This is a genomic window from Mesorhizobium terrae (genome assembly GCF_008727715.1).
Lineage (GTDB): Bacteria > Pseudomonadota > Alphaproteobacteria > Rhizobiales > Rhizobiaceae > Mesorhizobium > Mesorhizobium terrae.
The window spans coordinates 5,103,226-5,125,758 of sequence record NZ_CP044218.1; the positions used below are offsets into that span (position 1 = coordinate 5,103,226).

General features: G+C 63.8%; 23 protein-coding genes. 12 read left to right on the top strand and 11 right to left on the bottom strand.

From position 1 onward, the window contains the following. The first annotated feature begins 327 nt into the window (after window positions 1-327). Together FZF13_RS25720 and FZF13_RS25725 are read left to right on the top strand one after the other, a co-directional pair. Window positions 328-969, top strand: coding sequence for a PAS domain-containing protein (locus tag FZF13_RS25720; protein WP_024926557.1), 642 nt, complete (start codon window positions 328-330; stop codon window positions 967-969). A 110-nt stretch (window positions 970-1,079) separates the two neighbouring features. Further along, window positions 1,080-1,697: a PilZ domain-containing protein gene (locus FZF13_RS25725; protein ID WP_024926558.1), complete on the top strand. Its 618-nt coding sequence runs from the start codon at window positions 1,080-1,082 to the stop codon at window positions 1,695-1,697. A gap of 94 nt (window positions 1,698-1,791) precedes the next feature. Here the strand turns inward: FZF13_RS25725 and FZF13_RS25730 are convergent, their stop codons facing one another. Then, complete coding sequence (locus tag FZF13_RS25730; RefSeq protein ID WP_024926559.1) at window positions 1,792-6,180, bottom strand: PAS domain-containing protein; 4,389 nt, start codon at window positions 6,178-6,180, stop codon at window positions 1,792-1,794. Between the two features lie 434 nt (window positions 6,181-6,614). Here FZF13_RS25730 and FZF13_RS25735 point away from each other — a divergent pair, with 434 nt between their 5' ends. Beyond that, window positions 6,615-7,217, top strand: a complete 603-nt coding sequence (locus FZF13_RS25735; RefSeq protein WP_024926560.1) for a transglutaminase-like cysteine peptidase — start codon at window positions 6,615-6,617, stop codon at window positions 7,215-7,217. Between the two features lie 159 nt (window positions 7,218-7,376). On the opposite strand, the gene FZF13_RS25740 is transcribed toward FZF13_RS25735, so the two are convergent. Further along, window positions 7,377-7,904: a gamma carbonic anhydrase family protein gene (locus FZF13_RS25740; protein WP_024926561.1), complete on the bottom strand. Its 528-nt coding sequence runs from the start codon at window positions 7,902-7,904 to the stop codon at window positions 7,377-7,379. Window positions 7,905-8,085: 181 nt separating this feature from the next. Between FZF13_RS25740 and FZF13_RS25745 the strand changes: the two genes are divergently transcribed. Then, entirely contained in the window at window positions 8,086-8,826 is a 741-nt protein-coding gene (locus FZF13_RS25745) for a hypothetical protein (RefSeq protein ID WP_024926562.1), read from the top strand. A gap of 85 nt (window positions 8,827-8,911) precedes the next feature. On the opposite strand, the gene FZF13_RS25750 is transcribed toward FZF13_RS25745, so the two are convergent. Both FZF13_RS25750 and cysE read right to left on the bottom strand, forming a co-directional pair. Next, window positions 8,912-9,115 carry a DUF3126 family protein gene (locus tag FZF13_RS25750; protein ID WP_024926563.1) on the bottom strand — a complete coding sequence of 68 codons (204 nt, stop codon included), beginning with the start codon at window positions 9,113-9,115 and terminating at the stop codon, window positions 8,912-8,914. Window positions 9,116-9,361: 246 nt separating this feature from the next. Continuing rightward, window positions 9,362-10,210, bottom strand: a complete 849-nt coding sequence (cysE, locus tag FZF13_RS25755; protein ID WP_024926564.1) for a serine O-acetyltransferase — start codon at window positions 10,208-10,210, stop codon at window positions 9,362-9,364. 125 nt (window positions 10,211-10,335) lie between these two features. Here cysE and FZF13_RS25760 point away from each other — a divergent pair, with 125 nt between their 5' ends. Together FZF13_RS25760 and FZF13_RS25765 are read left to right on the top strand one after the other, a co-directional pair. After that, on the top strand, window positions 10,336-11,115 hold the full coding sequence (locus FZF13_RS25760) for an enoyl-CoA hydratase-related protein (RefSeq protein ID WP_024927652.1): 780 nt from the start codon (window positions 10,336-10,338) through the stop codon (window positions 11,113-11,115). Continuing rightward, window positions 11,112-11,720: an HD domain-containing protein gene (locus tag FZF13_RS25765; protein ID WP_024926566.1), complete on the top strand. Its 609-nt coding sequence runs from the start codon at window positions 11,112-11,114 to the stop codon at window positions 11,718-11,720. The genes FZF13_RS25760 and FZF13_RS25765 overlap by 4 nt, the downstream gene beginning before the upstream one ends. On the opposite strand, the gene FZF13_RS25770 is transcribed toward FZF13_RS25765, so the two are convergent. The 4 genes from FZF13_RS25770 to FZF13_RS25785 all read right to left on the bottom strand — a co-directional run bounded on the left by FZF13_RS25770 (window position 11,717) and on the right by FZF13_RS25785 (window position 14,550). Continuing rightward, window positions 11,717-12,217 (bottom strand): GNAT family N-acetyltransferase, encoded by a 501-nt coding sequence (locus FZF13_RS25770; RefSeq protein ID WP_024926567.1) that lies wholly within the window; start codon window positions 12,215-12,217, stop codon window positions 11,717-11,719. The two genes, FZF13_RS25765 and FZF13_RS25770, sit on opposite strands and share 4 nt — an antisense overlap. Window positions 12,218-12,233: 16 nt before the next feature. After that, window positions 12,234-13,001 (bottom strand): alpha/beta fold hydrolase, encoded by a 768-nt coding sequence (locus FZF13_RS25775; RefSeq protein WP_024926568.1) that lies wholly within the window; start codon window positions 12,999-13,001, stop codon window positions 12,234-12,236. 18 nt (window positions 13,002-13,019) lie between these two features. After that, window positions 13,020-13,550 carry a DUF192 domain-containing protein gene (locus FZF13_RS25780; protein WP_024926569.1) on the bottom strand — a complete coding sequence of 177 codons (531 nt, stop codon included), beginning with the start codon at window positions 13,548-13,550 and terminating at the stop codon, window positions 13,020-13,022. A gap of 103 nt (window positions 13,551-13,653) precedes the next feature. Beyond that, on the bottom strand, window positions 13,654-14,550 hold the full coding sequence (locus FZF13_RS25785; RefSeq protein ID WP_307419330.1) for a LysR family transcriptional regulator: 897 nt from the start codon (window positions 14,548-14,550) through the stop codon (window positions 13,654-13,656). A 139-nt stretch (window positions 14,551-14,689) separates the two neighbouring features. Between FZF13_RS25785 and FZF13_RS25790 the strand changes: the two genes are divergently transcribed. Continuing rightward, entirely contained in the window at window positions 14,690-15,259 is a 570-nt protein-coding gene (locus FZF13_RS25790; RefSeq protein ID WP_024926571.1) for a class I SAM-dependent methyltransferase, read from the top strand. 237 nt (window positions 15,260-15,496) lie between these two features. Next, entirely contained in the window at window positions 15,497-16,429 is a 933-nt protein-coding gene (locus FZF13_RS25795) for an SDR family NAD(P)-dependent oxidoreductase (protein ID WP_024926572.1), read from the top strand. A gap of 63 nt (window positions 16,430-16,492) precedes the next feature. Here the strand turns inward: FZF13_RS25795 and FZF13_RS25800 are convergent, their stop codons facing one another. Next, window positions 16,493-17,089 (bottom strand): cold-shock protein, encoded by a 597-nt coding sequence (locus FZF13_RS25800; protein WP_024926573.1) that lies wholly within the window; start codon window positions 17,087-17,089, stop codon window positions 16,493-16,495. Between the two features lie 219 nt (window positions 17,090-17,308). Here FZF13_RS25800 and gloA point away from each other — a divergent pair, with 219 nt between their 5' ends. Both gloA and FZF13_RS25810 read left to right on the top strand, forming a co-directional pair. Beyond that, complete coding sequence (gene gloA / locus FZF13_RS25805; RefSeq protein WP_024926574.1) at window positions 17,309-17,749, top strand: lactoylglutathione lyase; 441 nt, start codon at window positions 17,309-17,311, stop codon at window positions 17,747-17,749. 100 nt (window positions 17,750-17,849) lie between these two features. Beyond that, on the top strand, window positions 17,850-18,140 hold the full coding sequence (locus tag FZF13_RS25810; RefSeq protein WP_024926575.1) for a DUF2218 domain-containing protein: 291 nt from the start codon (window positions 17,850-17,852) through the stop codon (window positions 18,138-18,140). A 12-nt stretch (window positions 18,141-18,152) separates the two neighbouring features. On the opposite strand, the gene FZF13_RS25815 is transcribed toward FZF13_RS25810, so the two are convergent. Together FZF13_RS25815 and ilvA are read right to left on the bottom strand one after the other, a co-directional pair. Then, complete coding sequence (locus FZF13_RS25815) at window positions 18,153-18,704, bottom strand: DUF1697 domain-containing protein (protein ID WP_024926576.1); 552 nt, start codon at window positions 18,702-18,704, stop codon at window positions 18,153-18,155. Then, on the bottom strand, window positions 18,701-19,957 hold the full coding sequence (ilvA, locus tag FZF13_RS25820; protein ID WP_024926577.1) for a threonine ammonia-lyase IlvA: 1,257 nt from the start codon (window positions 19,955-19,957) through the stop codon (window positions 18,701-18,703). The genes FZF13_RS25815 and ilvA overlap by 4 nt, the downstream gene beginning before the upstream one ends. 199 nt (window positions 19,958-20,156) lie before the next feature. On the opposite strand from ilvA, the gene FZF13_RS25825 reads away from it, so the two are divergent. Together FZF13_RS25825 and FZF13_RS25830 are read left to right on the top strand one after the other, a co-directional pair. After that, window positions 20,157-21,233 (top strand): alpha/beta hydrolase, encoded by a 1,077-nt coding sequence (locus FZF13_RS25825; protein ID WP_024926578.1) that lies wholly within the window; start codon window positions 20,157-20,159, stop codon window positions 21,231-21,233. Between the two features lie 91 nt (window positions 21,234-21,324). Then, complete coding sequence (locus FZF13_RS25830) at window positions 21,325-22,488, top strand: alpha/beta hydrolase (RefSeq protein WP_024926579.1); 1,164 nt, start codon at window positions 21,325-21,327, stop codon at window positions 22,486-22,488. Window positions 22,489-22,533: the final 45 nt, after the last annotated feature.

Below are 22,533 nucleotides of genomic sequence, written 5' to 3' on the forward strand. Positions count from 1 at the left end.
GCCGAATCGAGGCCTGCGAATCAAAGAAAACCGCCCGAAGTTTCCCTCGGGCGGTTGGTCGAGCCCCCTTGCTCCCCTGAAAGTCTTTGCCTGCTGCGCCGCCGCCTGGAACGAGGCGGCAGCGAAAACTGGAGTGATTTCAATCTTGCACGGCCAAGTTTGAGCGGCAATCTAAACCTTTCGTTAACCTTAACGTCCCCGACCGGTTAACAAACGCCCGGCAAGCTGGCACGCATCCTGCTCCGCGTCCCATGTAGGTCATCGGAAGACGCACTCCTGTTCCCCGATGGCACATCCGGTGAAAGGGCAGCGCGGAGCATATCGAAAATGAACCTGAACGGATCGATCGCACTGTTCCAATATTGGAATCGGCTGCGCGCCGGCCGCCCGGCCCCCCGGCGGACCGAAGTCGAGCCAGCCGACATCAAGGCTTTGCTCGCCGATACCTTCATCCTGGAGAAGGACACGCGCGGCGAGGCTGTGTTTCGGCTGGCGGGCACGAGGCTGTGCGCGACGCATGGGCGCGAGTTGAAAGGCTTCTCCTTTCCTTCGCTGTGGCGCGAAAAGGACCAGCGGCTGGTGTCGCGCCTCATTCACGGCGTCTTCGACCAGCGATCGGTGGTTCTGATCACCTATGAAGGGATCAGCCGCAGCGGCCGGCCCTGCAAGTTCGAGCTTCTGGCGCTGCCGCTCGACGGCGGCGTCGAACACCCGCGCTGCCTGGGCATCGTCTCGGTGGCGGAAAGGCCATTCTGGCTCGGCTCCGACCCGATCGTCGACGCGCTGATCGAGTCGATCCGCATCGTCGACCCCGACAAGGAGATGGCCGCCCTGGCCAGCCGCACCGCGATCACGCCACCCTCGCTGGCGCCGATCGACCTCGACCGGCGCGACGGTCTCGGCCCTCTCGGGCGCGGACGCAAGGTACGCCATCTCGTCGTGCTGGAGGGCGGGCGTGAAGAAGAGTAAACGCAGCTAAGCTGACGTTAACATTTTCTGATTTTTTAACTTCTCATGCTGTAGCGTTCCCCCGAAATTCCTCGCAACGGCGTAGGAATGCCAACGAGGTACGGGTGGTGATGAGGTCAGCGGCGATCGAGCACGCGCCGGCGGCAGCTGAAAGACGCAACTTTCAGCGTGTCCGCGTGAAGATTTATGGCCGCTTCATGCTGGAAGACCGCAGCGAGCATCCTTGCCAGGTGATCGACATGTCACCCGGCAACGTCGCCCTGCGTGCGGACCGCACTGGTGAACCCGGTGAAAAGATCATCGCCTATCTCGACCATATCGGCCGCATCGAAGGCGTGATGACGCGTCGCCTGCAGGACGGTTTCGCCATGACCGTGGTTGCCTCGGAGCGCAAGCGCGACAAGCTGGCCGCGCAATTGACGTGGCTGGCCAACAAGCATGAGCTGGACCTGCCGGAAGACCGCCGCCACGAGCGCGTGGCGCCGCGCAACCCGATGAGCGTGCTGCATCTTTCCGACGGCCGCCAGTATCAGTGCCGCATCATCGACCTGTCGCTTTCGGGCGCGGCGATCGAGATCGACGTCAAGCCGGCGATCGGCGTGCAAGTGGTGCTGGGCACTATGCGCGGCCAGGTGGTGCGCCATTTCGAGGAAGGCATCGCCATCGAGTTCGCCGTCGTGCAGCGTCCCGAGACACTCGATTCCGAGTTCAACCGGCCGCGGGCTTAGCCTCCTCTCCTGTTCGCCGCCGAAATCTCGCCTGTTTCGGCACAGGCTTGCCTGGCGGATCGCGTCGACCGCCAGCCTTGGTTATCTTCGACGCTCAGAAGATCGTTTCCAGCGGCTGCGGCAGCGCGATGGCAAAGCCCTGCGCCTGGTCGATGCCCATCTCGCGCACCAGTTCCAGCGTCTTTTCGTCCTCGACCTGCTCCGCCACGGTGACCGCGCCCAGCCGATGGCCGACGGCATTGATCGATTCCACGATCGCCCTGTCGAGATCGTTCTCGGTCATCTGGCGGATGAAGCCGCCGTCGATCTTCAGGCCGTTGACCGGAAACTGCCGCAGATAGGTGAAGGAACTGAGGCCCGTGCCAAAATCGTCCAGCATCACGCCGCAGCCCGCCGTGCGCGCCTTGGACAGGAATTGCTTGGCAGCAGTCAGGTTGTTGATGACCGCGGTCTCGGTGATCTCGAAATGCAGCCGGCGCGGCGACAACCCGGAGCGATCGAGCTCCTCCTGCAGGAACGGCCACAGGAAGGGGTCGTTGAGCGAATTGGCCGACAGGTTGATGGCGAAGGACAGGTTGGTCGCCTCGGCAAGACGCGGACCGTAGTCCTGGAAGGTGGTGCGGATCACCCAGCGGTCAATATTGCCCATCAGGTCGTAATGTTCCGACGCCGGGATAAAGGCGGCCGGTTCGACGATGCTGCCGTCATCGCCCAGCATTCTGAGCAAAATCTCGTAGTGGCGGCCGCCGTTCATCTTCCCGTTCAGGTGCCGCACTTCCTGCGCGAACAAACGGAAGCGGTTTGCCTCGATGGCGTTGCGGATACCGGCGGCGACCTGCGCCTGGCGGTGGTTGCGGTGCGCCTCGCTGCCAGCGCCGCCATAGACGGCGATCTGGTTGCGGCCAGCGGTCTTGGCCGTGTAGCAGGCGATGTCGGCCTGGCTCATCAACTCATCGATGCGCAAACCCTGGCTGTCTATTGCCGTCAGGCCGACCGATGCGCCGACCTGGTAGGTCCGCTCATCCCAAGCGAATTTGAGCGCCGCCAGCTGACGCAGAAGCTGCTGGACGATCTTCTGGCCGTGTTCGACGGCGCAATCATAAAGCAGCAGGCCGAACTCGTCGCCGCCGAGTCTGGCGGCGATGTCGTCGGTGCGGCAGATACGGCGCAACACATTGGCCACTTCGCGCAGCAGCGCATCGCCAGCAGCGTGGCCGGCGGTGTCGTTCACCAGCTTGAAGCGGTCGAGGTCCATGAAGCACAACACATGTTCGCGGCGCTGCATGCGCGCCTCTTCATTGGCAACGCGCAATTCGCGTTCGAATGCGGCGCGGTTCGGCAGACCGGTCAGGCTGTCGTGGTTGGCGGAGTGCTCCAGCGCCTGCTGCAGGGTGCGTGCCTTGGTCACGTCCTGGAACACCAGCACCGCACCGATGACCTCGCCGGTCGCCGTGCGCACGGGGGCGGCGGAATCGCGAACGCTGCGGCGCTCGCCATTGCGGGCGATCAGGATCGCGCCGTCGCTCAGATAGAAGGGCTGCATCCGGTCGAGGCAGGTCTCGACCGGGTCCGGGATAGCGTCGCCGGTCTGCTCGTCGACGATCCTGAACACATCGCGCAGCGGCTTGCCGGCGGCTTCGCTGGCCAGCCAGCCGGTCATTTCCTCGGCGATCGGGTTCATGAAGGTGATGCGCGCCTGCGCGTCCGTCGAGATCACCGAGTCGCCGATGGAATGCAACGTGATGCGCAGCCGCTCCTTCTCCTCGAACAGCGCCTCCGTCAGCTCGACATGATCGGTGATGTCCCAGTTCATGCCGACGGCGCGCAGCGGCGCGCCATTGTCGTCTCGTGTCAGCTTGGCAAGCGAGCGGATGTGGCGCATGGCACCCGAGCGCTGCTGCCTGATGCGCAGATCCATTGAGAAAACCGACGTTTCCTGGACGCCGACTTCGTAGCGACGAAGCACTTCGGGCACATCGTCGGGATGGATGAAGGTCATCCAATGGTCGAGCGTGCCGTCGAATCCGTCGCGCGACAGTTCGTACAGCTCGTACATGCGCTCGTCCCAGGTAAACTGCCCGGTGGCGAAGTCGAGATCGAAAATACCTGCCTCCGAGGCCTCGACGGCCAATTGCAAACGCTGGTTCAGCGCAAGGATCGCCGCCTCAACGCGCTTGCGCTCGGTAACGTCGGTATGCGTACCGATGCAGCGCAGCGGCTTGCCGTCGTCGCTACGCTCGATCACCTTGCCGCGATCGTAGATCCAGCGCCAGGAACCATCTTTGGCGCGCATCCGATGCTCCAGCGCGAAATCCGGCGTCTCGCCGCGGAAATGCTTTTCGATGATCGCGAGGCAACCGGGCAGGTCTTCCGGATGCACGCGGTCCGACCATTCGTTGACCGTTGAACCGATTTCATCGCCCTCGTAACCCAGCATCGCTTTCCAGCGTTGCGAATAGAAGACCTGATCAGTTTCCCGGTTCCAGTCCCAGATGCCGTCGCCGGCGCCGTCGACAGCGAACTGCCAGCGCATTTCGCTTCTGCGCAAGGCTGCCGCGGCGGCCTTCATTTCGGTCACGTCGCGCGCGATGCCGATTATGCCGACGATCTCGCCCTTCTCGTTGCGTCGCGGCGCCTTGGTCGTCGAGAAGACACGCCGGACACCCTCGTTGATCGGCGTCTCTTCGAATGTGCTGGCGACGCCGCTTTCCATCACCTGCCGGTCGTTGGCGGTAATCTGTTGCGCGACTTCGGCGGTGTAGAGGTCCTGCGCCGTCTTGCCGATGAGGTCGGAGCCCGACCGACCGACCAGCTTTTCGTACGATTTGTTCGCGACGAGGTAGCGGCCATCGAGATCCTTGGCGAAGATCAGGTCGGGTGTGCCCCGCATCACGGTTTCCAACAGGGTCAACGTGTCGTGGAGCTGCTTCGTGCGCTGGACCTGCTCGGTGACATCCCAGCAGACGCCGACAAAGCGGTGGACGGTGCCGTCGGGTTTGCGGATGGCCTTGGTCGCGGCGCGAATGTGATGAACCTCGCCCGAGCGCGGATGAACGACCCGGTATTCGATCCACTGGAACATGTCCCCGGATGCCGCGAACGTGCTCAAGCTCTGTCGAAGCCGCTGCAGATCGTCCGGGTGGATGAGGCGATGATAGGCTTCCCGCGAGCCATCGAACTCGCCGGCCGCCACGCCATGGAGCGCCAATGTGCGCTCGTCCCAGGTGCGCAGACCCGTGGTGTGGTCGACATCATAGGTGCCCACCTCGCCGGCCTCCAGGGCAAGCTGCAGCCGCTCCGTCACGCTTGCAAGTTGCGCCAGCGTATCGCGCAGTTCCGCGTTGCGCTCGACATCCTGGGTGACGTCCCAACACGCGCCGATCGCGCGTTCGACAGTGCCATCCGAGCGACGGATCAGCCGCACCGAAACGCGGATGTGCCTGTAGGCCTTCTTTCGCGGCAGGAATATACGGTAGTCGAGCTGGTAGCCGGACTTGCCCGCCTTGAAGGCCGCTTCGCGGGTGCGTTTGGTCTTGGCGGCGTCCTCGGGACTGAGCAGTGCGTTGAACGCTTCGACCGAACCGTCGAATGTCTGCGGCGTTACCCCGTGCAATTCATGGGTGCGCGCATCCCAGTGACGGTTGCCGCTCGGATAATCGACATGGAAGATGCCGATGCCGCCAACCTCAAGCGCCACCTCCAGCAATTCGGAGGCCGTCGCAAGCTGGGCCTCCATCTCCTTCTGGTGCGTGATGTCGGTGACGGTGCCGACGAAGCGCAGCGCCTTGCCTTCGGCCGAACGCCGCACCACCTTGCCGCGCGCATGAATCCAGACCGCCTGCCCGTTCTCGTGCCGGAGCCGATAAACTTCCTCGAATGTGGATGACCGGCCGGTAACGATGTTCTTGACCGCGTCATGCACGCGATCGCGATCGTCGGGATATATTCTTTGCGCCCATTCGGCTTCGTCGATCTCGACGTCGCCGGGCTCGAGACCGATCATCGTCCTGATCTGGGGCGATATCCATATCCGTCCGGTGAGGACGTCGGTGTCCCAAACCGCCTGCTCGGAGCCCAGCAGCGCATTGTTCCAGCGCCATTCGTTTTCGGCGAGCTGCAGTTCGGCCTGCTTCTGGGCTTCGATGTCGACGATCTGCAAAACGAAACGGAACGGCGTGCCGGCGGCCGCCTCGCCCAAGGCCGAGATGCTGGTGAGGCCGTGGAAAGCGGTGCCGTCCTTGCGAACATAGCGCCGTTCGATACCTTCGCCCGCCTCCACAGACGAGCCCAGCTTGCCGCGATCATCAGGATGGGTGATGGCCGCAAGCGTTTGGTCGATACTTTCTTGCGTTTCGAAACCGAAAAGCGCGCCAAAAGCGCTGTTGGCATAGAGGCAATGTCCAGCCTCGTCGAGTAGCGCCATGCCGACCGCGGCCCGGTCCAAAACACTGCGCAGGAGGCCATCGCCTTGCAGAACAGCCATTATCTCACCGGAACCAGACCGTTGTTAGGCTTTGTCCTTCATTTGCCAATATTCGACCTTAGTCGAACCGACCGCAAGTGGTAAAAACTTGGCGACGGCAAATCAAAACTTGCAATGTTGCTGATGAAGTCGCCCCAGCCTGGCAGGCTGACGTGCCACGTTTGGCGGATTTCAACATCGCGGCTCTGACCCGCGACGGTGAGCAGACGGCGTCCATTATCGCGGATTGCGCGCCAAACGCCCCTTCAACGGAAGCACGGTTTCCGCGAGCTTCACATGGTTAACAATTTCCAACAAAAATCGTAACTATTTTATACTTATTCAATTCAATGTTGAATTCAATTCATTCTATGTTTTACTCAATATCTACTCCCCGATTTTGCGTCAAATAAATTCGACCCTGTCATTATCCTCGCAAACGGGGAGACTGCAAAATGACGGGACTGACGGGCAAACTGCTTCTGGCGGCGGCGCTTCTGTTCGGCGCTCTGGGCACTGCCGAGGCCGGTGCCAAGTTCATGCCGACCAGCGATCGTACCACGCAGCCGGTTGGCCACTACGACCTTTGCCAGCGCCTGCCACAGGAATGCAACGAGCGCACGCCAAAGGGCGCGCCGATTGAGCTCAGCCGTCCGCTGTGGGCCGAGATCATCCAGGTCAACAATTCGGTCAACACCCGCATCAAGCCGCGCACCGATCTCGAGAACTACGGTGTCGAGGAATATTGGTCCTACCCGGACAACGGCTACGGCGACTGCGAGGACTATGCGATGGAGAAGCGCCGCGAGCTGATGGCGATGGGCGTGCCGGCCGGCGACCTCTTGATCACCGTTGCCCGCCAGCCGAATGGCGACGGCCATGCCGTGCTTACCGTGCGTACCTCGATGGGCGACTTCGTGCTCGACAATCTGCAGCCCAAGGTCAAGCTGTGGAGCGAGACCCCCTACACCTATCTCAAGCGCCAGTCCGAAGTGAATTCGGGCGTTTGGGTGACGATCACCGACGGCCGCGCCGACGCGGTCGCCAGCGTCCGCTGAGGCACAGGGAGGCCACAACAAGGCCTCCCATCGCTTCGTGGAGCAGCGAATACCCGGTCGAGTCCCTACCCTCCCCGTCCCCGAAGACCGGGTAAAGGAGCCGGCCCAGTCCCCGGGCCGGCTCCGCCTTTTTTGAGGCTGGCACGGGAACGTGCCCGCTCAAAGCTGTTTCAGGCCATCCTTGAAGCGCTTGCCGTTGGCGACATAGTGTGCGGCCGAGCCGCGCAGCCCGGCGACTGCGCCGTCATCCAGGCTGCGCACCACGCGGGCGGGCGAACCGACGATCAGCGAATTGTCTGGAAACTCTTTGCCTTCGGTCACCAGGGCGCCGGCGCCGACCAGGCAGTTCTTGCCGATCCTGGCGCCGTTGAGAACGATGGCACCCATGCCGATCAGGCTGTTGTCGCCGATCGTGCAGCCATGCAGCATGGCCCGGTGGCCGATGGTGCAACCGGCGCCGATGGTCAGCGGAAAACCGATATCGGTGTGCATGACGGTGTGTTCCTGCACATTGGTGTCGTCGCCGATCGTGATCGGCTCGTTGTCTCCCCGGATGACCACGCCGAACCAGATGCCGGCGTTGCGACCGAGGCGGACATCGCCGATCACCGTGGCATCCGGCGCGACCCAATTGCTGTCGGCATCGACGAAGCGCGGCGCCTTTCCGTCCAGTGCATAGAGCGGCATTGTTCTTCCTGAGCTTTCCATTCGGATCGGGCGGACAGTAGAGGAACGCCGGCTTCGATGACAAGCATCGGCGCCGCCCTTTACGGTCCATTTACCATAATTCCGCACAGTCCAACCGGATACTCAGCCTGCCGGAATCGCGCGTCGCGACCATCCGAAACCCGCAATCGTCGAGCCCCGCATGAGCAAGCCCGTCGCCGACAGTCATGAATTCACGGTTGTCGATTCGACGCTGATGATGAAGGTTCTCTACGGCTTCGCCATTGTCGCGCTGTTGTCGGCCACCATCAGCGTCGCTGGAAAATGGTACGGCCGCTCCATCGCCATGGGTGGCTATTCCGATGCGACGACGGTGCACGAAATCGTCATCGGCAACAATGTGCTGGCCATGCCCGACAATGTCATCCGCTTCGACAAGGCACGGCGCAACGGCGTGGCCGAGCGGCTCGATCTTTATGTGCGTTATCCCAGGATGGACGGCTACAGCGCCGCCGCCCGCGACGAATTCAACAATGCCAGCGGCAACAGGACCATCCTGTTCCTCACCTTCGAGGAACAGTCGATGTCGCGCGACATGAGCGGCCGCTTCGGGCCGATCTACAGTTCGCTGATCGCCAAGCCAGGAACGCCGGGCCCGGGCGGCATCACGCTTTACGGCTTCAACGAAAAATCGGGCTATCTGAATGAAATGCTGGCGGTGGCCGAGCGGCCGGGCAAGGACCCGTTCGTCGCGCGCTGCCTTGTCGGGCCGAGCGCCGAACAGTCGCTGGCGCCTTGCGAGCGGGACGTGCTCGTCGGCGAGAGGCTCAGCCTCACCTACCGTTTTCCGAAGGAGTTCCTGGCCGACTGGCAGGCGCTGGACGCCGCCGTTCTGGCCTTTGCGGCGCATGGCCTGAAAACGGGCGTCGCGCCGAAGAAGTAGGTGGCGGCGCACAGCTTCAAAAACATTTAGAGCGCCGCGCGTCCCTTTGGACGTGCGGCGCTCCAAAGATAGTGCGATGCCCTGATCAGGCGAGATCGATGTCGAGGATCGCCATCGAGAAATTGTAGTCGCCTTCTTCCTCATCCTTGTAGACGAGGCCGAGGAACTCGTCGCCGAGATAGAGTTCAGCCGAATCTTCCTTGCGCGGACGCGCCTTCACTTCCAGCCTTGGGTTCTGGAAGACACGCTTGAAATAGGCGTCGAGTTTTCTGATTTCGTCGGGTTTCAACGGCTTTCTCCGCTAGGAAATGGCTGCCTGGCACCATCCGGCGCACACGGCGTCCAGCGCTTCTGACATGGCAAGGATGGCGATGTAAAGGCAATCGGGTCGACGCTGTCTTCCTTCTCCCTGTTTACGGGGAGAAGGTGGCCCGAAGGGCCGGATGAGGGGCTGCGCAAGTCTTCGGCGATTGTTCCCGCCCCTCACCTGCCTGCCGGCATCCTCTCCCCGTAAACGGGGAGAGGAGAAAACACTTCAGATGTCGAACGAAACGACATGCTCCATCGACTGCGACGGCAGCAGCTGGTCCATCTGGCGCGAAGGCTGGTCGCAGCCGGTCTCGCCGACGACACGGGCCGGAACGCCGGCGACCGTCTTGTTGTGGGGCACCGCCGACAGCACGACCGAACCGGCCGCCACCTTCGAGCAATGGCCGATCTCGATATTGCCGAGGATCTTGGCACCGGCGCCGATGAGCACGCCGTGGCGGATCTTGGGGTGACGGTCACCGCCGGCCTTGCCGGTGCCGCCCAGCGTCACGGCGTGCAGGATCGAGACGTCGTCCTCGATCACCGCCGTCTCGCCAACGACGAAGCCGGTGGCGTGGTCGAGGAAGATGCCCTTGCCGATGCGGGCGGCCGGGTTGATATCGGTCTGGAACACCGAGGAGGAGCGGCTCTGCAGATAGAGCGCGAAATCCTTGCGGCCATGGTTCCATAGCCAGTGCGCCAGCCGGTGCGTCTGGATGGCGTGGAAGCCCTTGAAATAAAGCACAGGCATGATGAAGCGGTCGCAGGCCGGATCGCGGTCGAAATAGGCCTGGATGTCGACCCGCACGACGCTCGACCACGAGGGATCGTCGGTCAGCATCGCCTTGAAGGTCTGGCGGATCAGGTCAGCGCCGACATCCTGATGGGCAAGCCGTTCGGCCAGCCGATGGATCACCGCATCCTCCAGGCTGTCCTGGTTGAGGATGGTGGAATAGAGGAATGCGGCCAGCAGCGGGTCGCGGTTCACAGCCTCCATGGCCTCGTCGCGGATCGCCCGCCAGATCGGATCGACAGGCTGCAAGGCGCTCGGACGGGCGATGCTGATGCTGTTCATGGATAGTCTCCAAGGGCAGGCTTGTCTTATCCGGCCGCTGCTATAAGCCATATCATAGCACGGGTGAACTCAATTTTCCTTAGTGCATCTTCAATTGGATTTGGCACGCGGATTTTCAACCGGCGATGGAAAACGAACCCTTGATCGTGAAGGTCGCCGACAACGTGGCCTCTGTGCGCATCAACCGCCCGCGGAAGAAGAACGCCATCACCTTCGCCATGTGGCAAGCGCTGGCCGCCACCTTCGAGGCGCTGTCGGCCGATGCATCGGTGCGGGCCATTATCCTGAGCAGCGAAGGCGCTGATTTTTCCGCCGGTGCCGACATCGCCGAATTCGACACGCTGCGCGGCGGCGACAATGCCCGTCACTACGAGGCGGCCAATTCGGCCGCCTTCGCGGCGGTGCGCAATGCCCGCCCGCCGGTGATCGCGGCGCTCAAGGGCGTGTGTTTCGGCGGCGGCTTCGGCCTTGCCGCGGCCGCCGATCTCAGGGTAGCAGCGCCCGATGCGCTCTTCGCCGTGCCGGCGGCGAAGCTCGGTCTCGCCTATCCGCAGGATGCCATGCGCGACATTGTCGGCGCGGCCGGCCAGCAGATGGCCCGCTATCTTGCCTTCACCGGCGAGCGCATCGATGCGCGCGCAGCACTTGAGGCCGGCTTGCTGCTCGAAATCGTCGCCGCCGACGAGCTTGAACCACGCGCGATGGCCATTGCCACGACGATCGCCGCCAACGCGCCGCTTTCCGTGCAGGCCTCGAAACTGGCGATCAACGCCGAGTTGAGCGGCGACCTTGCGGACGCAGAACGCGCCCGCGCGGCCGGAGACCTTACCTTCGCCAGCACCGACTATGCCGAAGGTCGCGCCGCCTTCAAGGCACGGCGCCGGCCGGAGTTCACCGGACAATGAAACCGCCGCTTCTCACGCATGAGATGAAGGCCGAGCTCTCGGCCCTCTACCGCACCGCCGACCGCCACTATCACGGCATCGCCCATATCGAGGCGCTGCTGCGGCTGCTTGACGAACACCGGGCTGCATTCTCCGATCCCGAGGCGGTCGAAGCGGCGATCTGGTTCCATGACGCGATCTATGACAGCCGCGCCAAGGACAACGAGGCGCAAAGTGCCGTGCTCGCCGCCGAGAAACTGGACGGGCGAACCAACGCGCAGCGCATCGGCCGCATCGTCGCAATGATCGAGGCGACAGCTACCCATACGGTTCCGGCTCTCGACCCCGCGCCCGCCCGGCGCGACGCGGCGCTGCTGCTCGACATGGACCTGTCGATCCTGGGAGCTGCGCCGCCCGTGTTCGATGCCTATGAGGCGGCGGTGCGGCGCGAATATGCCTGGGTGGATGAGCCGCTTTGGGTGGCGGGCCGCGGCGCGGTGCTGAAGACCTTCGTCGAGCGCGACCATATCTTCCACACCGAGATTTTCCGCGATCGCCTCGAGCGCCAGGCGCGGGAAAATCTGAAGCGCTCGATCGAGGCGTTGAGGCTTGGCCCTCGCCCCTAATCGGGGAAATTTTCCATCCGCCGTTCGCGGACGGTAAAACCCGCTCGCTGGTAGACCGACAGCGCCTTCGGATGATCGTTGGTGTCGGTGTGCAGCCACACGCGCTGCGGCCGCGTCGCCCATACGGCGCGCAACGAACTGTCTAGCAGATAGGGTCCGAGCCGCCTGCCCTGGAAGGCCGCGACCAGGCCGAAGTGAACCAGCTCCACGACCGGTTCGCCGACGCCGTTGAATTCGCAGAAGCCGGCGGCGGTGCCATCGACGCGCAGGACATTGAGCCATGTCGACGGATGGGCAAGCAGGGCCGAGAGTTCGGCGGCCGGCATGCGCAGCCGCTGGTCCCAATCCAGAGGTTCGCCGACGGCGCGATAAAGATCGAGATAGGCAGCCAGCGAGAGGTTTTCGCGGCCGATCGTGGCCGTGGCAACAGGACTGGCCAGCGCTGGCCCCGATGGCGGCGCCGTCATGTCGAGATAGGTGACGAGGAGTTCGACCATCGCGCTGCTGAAGAGCTCAGAGCGGATGTTCGGAATAGAATTCCAGCACGCGCTTCTTGAAGGTGCGGTCGCCGACCGAAAGCATGTGGTCGCGGCCTTCGATGTGGAAAGCCGTGGCGTTGGGCATGAGTGCGGCCAGTTCGTCCGGCGAGCCGGCGATGTCGTCGGTGGTGCCGACGGCGATCAGCGTCGGCTGGGCGATGCGCGCCACCTGGTCCTCCGACAATTCGTCACGCGAGCCGATGATGCAGGCGGCAAGGGCCTCACGGTCGCTTTTGGTCTGGTCGGCGAAGGCGCGGAACATGCGGCCGCGCGCATGGGTGATAGCTGCTGCTTCGTCTGCGAGCAGCGCCTCGGCGATCGGGTCCCAGTCGCCGACACCGTCGACCAGCCCGATGCCCAGCCCGCCAAGTACCAGCGTCGCCACCTTGCCAGGTTCCGACAGCGCCAGGAAGGCTGACACCCGCGCGCCCATCGAATAGCCCATCACATGGGCGCGCTCGATGCCGAGATGGTCGAGCAGCGCCGCCGCGTCCGACGCCATCTTGTCGGGCGTGTAATCGGCGCCGTCATAAGTCTTGGTCGACGCGCCATGGCCGCGATGATCGAAGGCGATGGCGCGGTAGCCGGCATCGTTGAGCGTCTTGAACCAGCCCGGCGCCACCCAGTTCACATAATGGCTGGAGGCGAAACCGTGGATCATCAGCACCGGGTCGCCGCTGCCCGAGGCGGGCTGGCGGTCGAGGAAAGCAAGGTCGAAGCCTTCATGGCTGAAGGATTGCATGGCGTGGTCCCGCTCTCTTCACTTGGTGCCGGAAACGGCCTGGACGGCCGGGTGCTTGATCAGGTCGCCCTCGGCGATGCCTTGGCGAGCCGCGGTACCGGCTTTCAGCTCGAGCACGAAACGCACGGGGGCGTCAGGGGCGATGACGGCCTCCGACTGCGGCTCGCCCTTGCGGATGGCGCTGATGCGGCCATCCTCGCCGATGAAGATCAGGTCGAGCGGCATCGGCGTGTTCTTCATCCAGAAACCGACGCCCTCGGTCTGATCGAACACGAACAACATGCCGCGGTCGTCCGGCATGGTCTGCCGGAACATCAGTCCCGCCTCGCGTTCGTCCTCGGTGTCGGCGATCTCGATCTGGAAGGCGCGGTCGCCCTTGGCGGTGACCGCGACCAAAGGCGCTGCATCGACCGGCAGCATCATCGCCTGGTTCTCGGCGGTGGCCGGCGAGAGCACGAACAGGCTGAGGCAGATGGCGACCAGCGCCGCCAACATGGCAACGGCGGCAAGCGAAGGTCTGGCTTCCTTCACGGCATTCAATCGAACCATCGCGGCCTCACATCAGCTTCGCCCATCGACCCATGCAAAGCGGCCGGAATCGTGACGACGCCTGTTGGAGCATGCCGAACAGGCAAAGCCAAGCCGGCAACCGTCATGCCATCAATCTCGCGAAACGGGCACGCACGCGCTCGCGCGCAAAGTCGACGAAGGCGCGCAGCTTGGGCAGCATCTGGGAGCGGCTGGGGTAATAAAGGAACAATCCAGGTGAATCGGGCGCGTATTTTTCGAGGACCACTTCAAGCTCCCCCTTGCGCACCAGCGGCATGACGAGCGGCTCCGGCGCATAGGCCAGTCCAAGCCCCTTGATGGCGGCGGCGATGTTCAAGTCCCCATCATTGACGATCAGCGGACCGTCGACCGAGACCTCGATGTCGCGGCCATCCTCGATGAACTCCCAGCGATAGATCGCGCGTCGCGAGGCGCGGCGCGAACGGATGCAGCGGTGAAGCTGCAGGTCGGCCGGTCGCTGCGGCCGGCCGTGGCGGGCAAAATAGTGCGGAGCGCCGACAACGACGAAGCGGAAGGAAGGCGTCAGCCGCATCGCCACCATGTCGGCCTCGACAAGCTCACCCAGCCGCACGCCCGCATCAAAACCCTCGCCGACGATATCGGTCAGCGCGTTCTCGGCGAACAGTTCGACTTCCAGCGCCGGATAGCGGCCGCAGAATTCCGACAGCAACTCGTCGGCCAGCAACGGCAATAGCGGGCGCGGCACGGTGATGCGCAGCAGGCCGGTCACTTCGGCGCCCAGCGCCTGCGCGGCCTCGAAACCCAACATCAGCCGGTCCAGCGCCGGGCGGGCGTGATCGACGAAGCGCTCTCCTGCTTCGGTGAGCCCGACACTGCGGGTGGTGCGCGTCAAAAGCGTTACGCCGATGCGGGCCTCCAGCGCGCGCACGATCTGGCTCAGCGCCGATGGCGAAAGGCTGAGTTCCTGCGCGGCGGCGCGAAAGGAACGCAATTCGGCGACGCGCAGGAACGCAACCACACCGTCCAGCTGATCGCGAGTAATTATGAAGCCTGAATGCATAGTACATGTAGTTTATGTCGTATTCTCGGACAGTTTCAAGAGACCTACCTTCGGGTTTGCCGCGCGTTGGGCGCCGGCACACTACCGGAGATCAGCCATGTCGGCCGACGCACTCGCCTTCTTTCTCGCCTGGATATCGGCTCCCTTGCGGGTGGCTTCGGTGACGCCGTCCAGCCAGGCATTGGCCGATCTGATCACCAGCGAGATCTCCGGCGCGACGGGACCGGTGCTGGAACTCGGGCCCGGCACCGGCGTCTTCACCCGCGCACTCATCAGGCGGCAGGTGGTCGAAAGCGACCTCACCCTCGTCGAGCTCGGCGGGGATTTCGCCAGATTGCTGCGGCTGCGTTTCCCAGATGCAAGGGTGCTGGAAATCGATGCCGCCGCGATCGGCCAGTCACCGCTGTTCGACGCCGCGATGGCTGGCGCCGCGATAAGCGGGTTGCCGCTCCTGTCGATGCCGCCGCCCAAGGTGACGGCGATCCTCGCCGGTTCGTTCCGGTGGCTACGACCCGAGGCGGCCTTCTACCAGTTCACCTACGGACCGCGCTGCCCGGTTGCGCCGTCCGTACTTGAGCAGCTCAACCTCAAGGCCGAGCGGGTCGGCAGGACCCTGCGCAACGTGCCGCCGGCCGCCGTCTACCGCATCACGCGCCAAGCCGGATGAGGGGTGTTGGAAGAAACGACGCGATGCGGGTCGGACACCTTGATCTCAGGGGAGGCATTGGCACGGGCGCACTCCGTCCAGCACCCCTCGTCCGACCTCGCTTACGGCGGCTGCGCCGCCGCGCTCGGCCACCTTCTCCCGCAAGGGGAGAAGGGAGATTGCACCATGATCGCCGCCGATGAACGGCCACACATGCGCTGAACGAACTTACGTCAGCGCCCGCAAAAGGAGAAAACAATGACGCAAGACACCGGCAAACCCTCGCGACGGCGCATATTGGGCACGGCGGCAGTGGGCGTGGGCGCCGGGCTGGCGCTCGGCCTGTCCGGCGGCGTGGTGCTTGGCCAATCGTCCAGCCCGCCGCCTCCGCCACGCATCGAAGGCCGGCGCTTCGAAGGCAAGGTCGTCGTCGTCACCGGCGCCACATCGGGCATCGGCCGCTCCGCCGCGATCGCCTTTGCGCGCGAGGGCGGCAAGGTCGGCTTCTGCGGCCGGCGCCAGCATCTCGGCCAACAGGTCGAAGACGAGATCAAGGCGGCCGGCGGCGATGCATTTTATGTGCCCGCCGACGTGCTGAAGGAAGAGGACGTGAGCGCCTTCATCGCCAAGGTCGTCGACCGCTACGGCCGCCTCGACGTGGCGTTCAACAATGCCGGCATCACGCTGGAAAAGACGCTGCACGAATATAGCGCCGACGAATGGGACCGGGTGGTGAACACCAATCTGCGCGGTGTGTTCCTGGCCATGAAATACCAGCTCCCGCATATGATGGCGGTGGGCGGCGGTACCATCGTCGTGACCTCGTCGTCCAACGCCATCGCCACCAGCGCGAAGCGTGCCGCCTACACAGCCAGCAAGCGCGCGCTGGTCGGGCTGGTCCAGGCCGCCGCGCTCGACTATGCCGCCCACAACATCCGGGTGAACGCGCTGCTGCCGGGCACGACCGACACCGAACTGGTGCGGCGCGTCGCCGGCATGGAGGCAATTCCCGACGCCGCCTGGAAAGTCGCGGCCGCGCAATGGGCGAAGTCGAACGTGCCCGGCCTTGGCCGCATGGCCACCGCCGACGAGATCGCGGCATTCGCGCTGGTGCTTGCCTCGAACGACCACCCCTACATGACCGGTGCCTCGCTCGTCATCGACGGCGGGAAAACGGCGCATGGCGGATAAACACATGGGCGGATAAACAAAAGGCCGCCTTCCGGCGGCCATCGCTTTGGGAATGCGGTGCGCTTAATGCGCTACCGGCAGGGTTCCCACATCGGGATGGACTTCGGCGGCCATCAGCCCCTTGTCGCCCCGGCCATAGCGCACCAGAACCACCTGGCCCGGCCGCAATTCGGTGACACCGTAGCGGCGCAACGTCTCCATATGGATGAAGATGTCCTCGGTGCCTTCGCCGCGCGTCAGGAAGCCAAATCCCTTGGTGCGGTTGAACCACTTGACCAGGGCCCGCTCCAGCCCGCTCTCGGGCGTAACCGCGACATGGGTGCGCTGTTCCTGCATCTCCGCAGGATGCACCGCCGTCGAGATATCCATCGACAGGACGCGGAACGCCTGCAGTCCGCGATCGCCCTGCTTGACCAGGCAGACCACCCGCGCGCCTTCGAGCGCGGTCTGGAAACCGTCGCGGCGCAGGCAGGTCACATGCAGGAGGATATCGCCGGAATCGCCTTCGTCGGGAAGAATGAAGCCATAACCCTTGGCAACGTCGAACCATTTGATGGCGCCGGAGACCTCCAAAAGGTCCGCCGTTTCACCGATCTCGTCGAGCCCGGCGGTGTCGCCTAGAAGCGCACCCCGCCCGATCAGAGAGGCTTTTTCCCCCATCAGAACGCCCCCTTTCTCCGAAACTGCATCAACTGATTCTTTACATGAGATTAACACTGCGGCTTCCGGGGTGTGCAAGAGCTGACGTGCCTTTTTTCACCGGCTCATTCAATCTCCACCACAAACGTTGTTTGCCGACTGCCGTCGCGTTGTTTTTCTACGTTGCGGGGTATCCTCACGACCCCTATGGTGCGCCACACCCCAAGCTTGGAGACGAATATGCGCTATCTGCACACGATGGTCCGTGTGGCCAATGTCGAACAATCCCTCGACTTCTACTGCAACAAGCTGGGTTTGAAGGAAGTGCGCCGCTACGAAAACGAGCAGGGCCGCTTCACGCTGATCTTCCTGGCGGCATCCGAAGACGAGGCAAGCGGCGTCGAGGCGCGCGCGCCATTGGTCGAGCTGACCTACAATTGGGATCCCGAAGACTACAAGGGCGGCCGCAACTTCGGCCATCTCGCCTACGAGGTCGACGACATCTACGCCACCTGCCAGCAGCTGATGGACAAGGGCGTGACCATCAATCGCCCGCCGCGCGACGGCAACATGGCCTTCATCAAGTCGCCCGACGGCATCTCGATCGAGTTGCTGCAGAAGGGGCCGGCCAAGGGCAAGGCCGAACCCTGGGCCTCGATGCCGAACACCGGTACCTGGTAACAAGATACCTGACTTCCGGCGGGTCCGACCTATTTCAGGTCAGGCCCGCCTCACCCAGCCAGCGTGACGCCAGCCAGGACAATCGAAAACGGAGAATTCCATGTCCAACAGTCATGCCGACGTCGCCACCGAACATGCCAGCCGCTATCTGCAGCAGCTCTGCAAACATTGGGCGCACAAGTTTCCGGTCTCTTTCGACCCGAACCATGGCGAGATCGAGCTGACCATCGGCCGCACCGTGATGGACGCCGGCGACACCGCGCTGCGCATCGCGCTGACCGCCGCCGATGCGGCATCGCTGGAGCGCCTGGAGAGCGTGGTCGAGGACCACATCAAGCGTTTTGCCTTCCGCGAGGAACTGGCCTTCGCCTGGCAACGCCAGGCTGCCTGATCCTTCGCCGCCTCAGCGCGGCGCCGGCGAAACCATCTCGGCCAGCGCAAGCACCGAACGCCAGTTGCGCGTGGTACCGGGCACCTTCAGCGTGCGCGGCAGGATTTCGGCGAATTTCGACCTGCCGAGCCCGTCCGGCGCGTGAAGGTAGAGCACGTCGCCCTTAACCGCGAAACGCTCCGGTCCCGTGCATTTTTCGGCGAGCCGGCCGATTTCCTCGGCCGTCGGCTCCCGCTCCAGCGCCATCGCGTGCAGTTTGGTCGGGTCCTCCGCGACTTCCGGATAAGGATTGTCCGCCACCAGCCGCTCGAACCAGGCGGCGTCGCGCACCATGATGCGCGAATAGAAGCCCCAGCGCTTCTCGAACGCCGCCTCGATCGTCCTGGTCAGCGCCACCGCATCCGCCTTGGCCGCGCGGAACACGACATTGCCGCTTTGCACGTAGCTGGCGACATTGGTGAAGCCGAGCTCCTCGAAGAAAGCGCGCAGCTCCGCCATTTTCACGATGCGGTTGCCGCCGACATTGATGCCGGAAAACAGCGCGACGAAACCAATCTCGCTCATATGATGAAGCCCGCCAGCGTCTCGTTTTCGGTGATGTCCTGATATTGCACGCCATGTGTGTCGAAATTGGCGAGCAGCAGATCGAAATTGCGGCGATCCTTGGTCTCGATGCCGATCAGCACCGAGCCGAAATTGCGCGCCGACTTCTTCAGATATTCGAAGCGGGCGATGTCGTCGTCAGGTCCCAGCATTTCGAGGAAATCGCGCAGCGCGCCCGGCCGCTGCGGAAACCGGATGATGAAGTATTTCTTCAAGCCTTCGAAGCGTAGCGCCCGCTCCTTGACGTCGGGCAGGCGCTCGAAATCGAAATTGCCGCCCGAGACGACGGCGACGACGGTCTTGCCCTTGATCTCCTTGCGCGGAAAATCCTTGAGCGCGTCGATGGCGAGCGCTCCCGCCGGTTCCAGCACGACACCCTCGACATTCAGCATCTCGATCATGGTGGCGCAGAGCCGGTTTTCGGGCACCAGCCGCACGTCATCCTGCGAAAAGCCTTTCAGGTGCCGGAACGGCTCGCGGCCGATCTCGGCCACCGCCGCGCCGTCGACGAAATTGTCGACCTTGGCGAGTTTGACGCGCTTGTCGGCGGCGAGGCTTTCCTTGAGGCTCGGCGCGCCGGCCGGTTCGCAGAAGACGAAACGCGGCACCCTGCCCCGCTCGGCGAAATAATGCGACACGCCGGCGGCCAGCCCGCCGCCGCCGACCGGCAGCAGCACGATGTCGGGCACGCGCGCGCCGGGCATCTGGTCGGCGATCTCATAAGCGACGGTGGCCTGTCCCTCGATGATATCCTTGTGGTCGAAGGGCGGCACCATATGGGCGCCGCTCTGCTCGGTGAATTCGAAGGCGGCGCGATAGCATTCGTCGAAGAAATCGCCCACCAGCCTGATCTCGACGTATTCGGCGCCGAACAGCCTTGTCTTGTCGATCTTCTGCTGCGGTGTCGTCACCGGCATGAAGACCACGCCCCTGCGGCCGAAATGGCGGCAAACGAAGGCGAAGCCCTGGGCGTGGTTGCCGGCCGACGCGCATACGAACAACTCTGCCTCGTTGCCCTCGGCCAGCGCCTTGCGGAAGAAGTTGAAGGCGCCGCGGATCTTGTAGGAGCGCACCGGCGTCAAATCCTCGCGCTTCAGGAGCACCCGCGCGCCGAATTTGCGTGACAGGTAGTCGTTCTCCTGCAGGGGCGTCTCGGGGAAGATCTGGCGTACCGCGGCGGCGGCATTGGCGACGCGGTCGGCGAAGCTGGTCATCGGACAAGCCCTTGTTGCGATTGTTGTAACCGTTCCTGACGCCATTTTGGCTTTGGTGCAACAGTTGGCTCTCGACAGATCGCCGTGGGCATGGTTTTCGCGGCCCTGGACTTACTTTGGCCGCACTTCGCTTGTCCGGAGGCTGCTTCCATCTAACCGAGAACCGGCGGGAGCCGGCATTAGCAGGGCTGGACGTATCGTGCGTTTGAGAAGGTTCCTGATCATTGCGGCGGCGCTCCTTGCCGCCGGCTGCGCCACGCAGTCGTCGCAGGAGGTGCTGGGCAGTGCGGCTGTCACGGCGTCGGTCTCCGACATCGTCGGCAATCATGCCATCTTCATCGCCACGACCCGCAAGCGCGCCGACGATCCGAACCAGGGCTTCGACGGCGATCGCTCGGCCTCGCTGAACTATGCGCGCGTCAACGTCACGGTGCCGAAGGAGCACCAGGTCGGCCAGATCGAGCGCAAGAGCCGCGGCACCTCCGACGATCCGTCGAAATATTTCATGGCCTCGCAGATGGTCGGCTACGACGCGTCGCCAAAATTCCAGACCGCGCTCAACGCCGATATCGCCGCGCGCGGCGGCCGCGTCATCGTGTTCGTGCACGGCTACAACACCTCGTTCGACGACGCTGTCTATCGCCTCGCCCAGATCGTCAACGATTCCAACTATCCCGGCACGCCGGTCCTGTTCTCGTGGGCTTCGGGCGCCTCGACCACCAGCTATGTCTATGACCGCGAGAGCGCCAGCGTCGCCCGCGACCAGCTGGAGGTGACGCTGCGCATGCTGGCGCAGACCGGCGCCCGCCGCATCGACATCGTGGCCCACTCCATGGGCACCTGGGTGACGATGGAAACGCTGCGGCAGCTGGCCATCACCGGCGACCGCAATCTCGGCGGCAAGCTGGGCGATGTCGTTTTGGCCTCGCCCGACATCGACGTGGACGTGTTCAAGAGCCAGATGCGCCGCTACGGCAAGCCGGACAAGCCGTTCATCGTGCTTTTGTCCGACGACGACCGGGCGCTGCGCCTGTCGGGAATCCTGGCCGGTTCGCGGCCGCGGCTCGGCGACTACAAGAACGCCGACGACCTGGCACAGTACGGCGTTTCGGTGGTCGATCTGTCGTCCAAGCAAGGCACCGACGCGTTCAACCACAACAAGTTCGCCGACAATCCCGAGATGGTCAGGCTGCTCGGACAGCGGTTGCGCGAGGACGACGGCTTCGCCAGCGACCGCCAGGTCACCGACCGTATCCGCCAGCTCGGCATGATGTAGACAAAGCCGGATTGCGCTGGACTGGGCTCGGTTCAGCCACTATTCGAGGATGGACGCCAGGCTCCGGCGTGAAGACATCGGGAACGGCATCATGCGCTGGAAGGCATTGTTCGTCGTCGCCATCGCGCTTGCAGCCTCCGGCTGCGCCGGCTCGAACACGCACGATCTCCTGAACAAGACCGCTGTCGAAGCGCCGGCTTCCGCCATCGCGGCCAAGCACGACATCTATGTCGCCACCACCCGCAAGCCCGCGAAGACCGAGCCCAGGCAGGTGTTCAGCAGCGACCGTTCGCTACACACGCAATATGCGCGCGTCGACGTCTCCGTGCCGAAGATCCATGAAATCGGCAAGATCGAGCGGGCCAGAGGTCGCGGGCAGAGCGACCCCGCCAAGCATTTCACCGCCCAGCGCGCGGTGCTCTATGGCAACGCCAAGGAATTCGAGCAGGCGGTCGGCGCCGACATCGCCCGCGCCGACGGGCGTGTGCTGGTGTTCGTGCATGGCTACAACAACGGTTTCGACGACGGCGTCTTCCGGCTGACGCAGATCGTGCAAGACACAAACTATCCCGGCACGCCGGTGCTGTTTTCCTGGGCCTCGGCTGGCAAGACCACCGGCTACATCTATGACAAGGAAAGCGCCAACGCCGCCCGCGACGATCTTGAGGCGACGCTGAGGATGCTGGCGAAGACCAAGGCCAAGAGCATCGACATCATCGCCCATTCCATGGGCAACTGGGTGGCGATGGAAGCGTTGCGCCAGCTGGCGATCACCGGCGACCGCGACCTTTCGGGCAAGCTGGGCTACGTCGTTCTGGCCTCTCCCGATATCGACGTCGACGTCTTCAAGAAGCAGATGCTGCGCTACGGCAAGCCGAAGCGGCCCTTCACCGTGCTGCTTTCGGCCGACGATCGCGCCCTGCAGCTTTCCACCTTCATTTCCGGCGACAAGCCGCGCGTCGGCGACTATGGCAATGCCGCCGATCTCGCCCAGTATGGCGTGGTGGTGGCCGACCTCACCAAGACCCAGAGCGGCGACAGCCTCAACCACGCCAAATTCGCCGACAACCCGCTCCTGGTGCAGTTGCTGGGCAAACAGTTGCGCACGCCGGCGGCGCTCGCCTCGGCCGAGCCCGGCGGCGACCAGCCGCTCGAAAACCTCGGCAGCGGTCTCGGCCGCGCCGTCGGCTCGGTTGCCGAGATCGTCGTGACCACGCCGTTCAAGGTGCTGACAGTGGTGACCGGTGGGCAGTGAGAGGTGGCGCGCGGTTGCAGCGCTGGCATGCCATGACGACTTGAA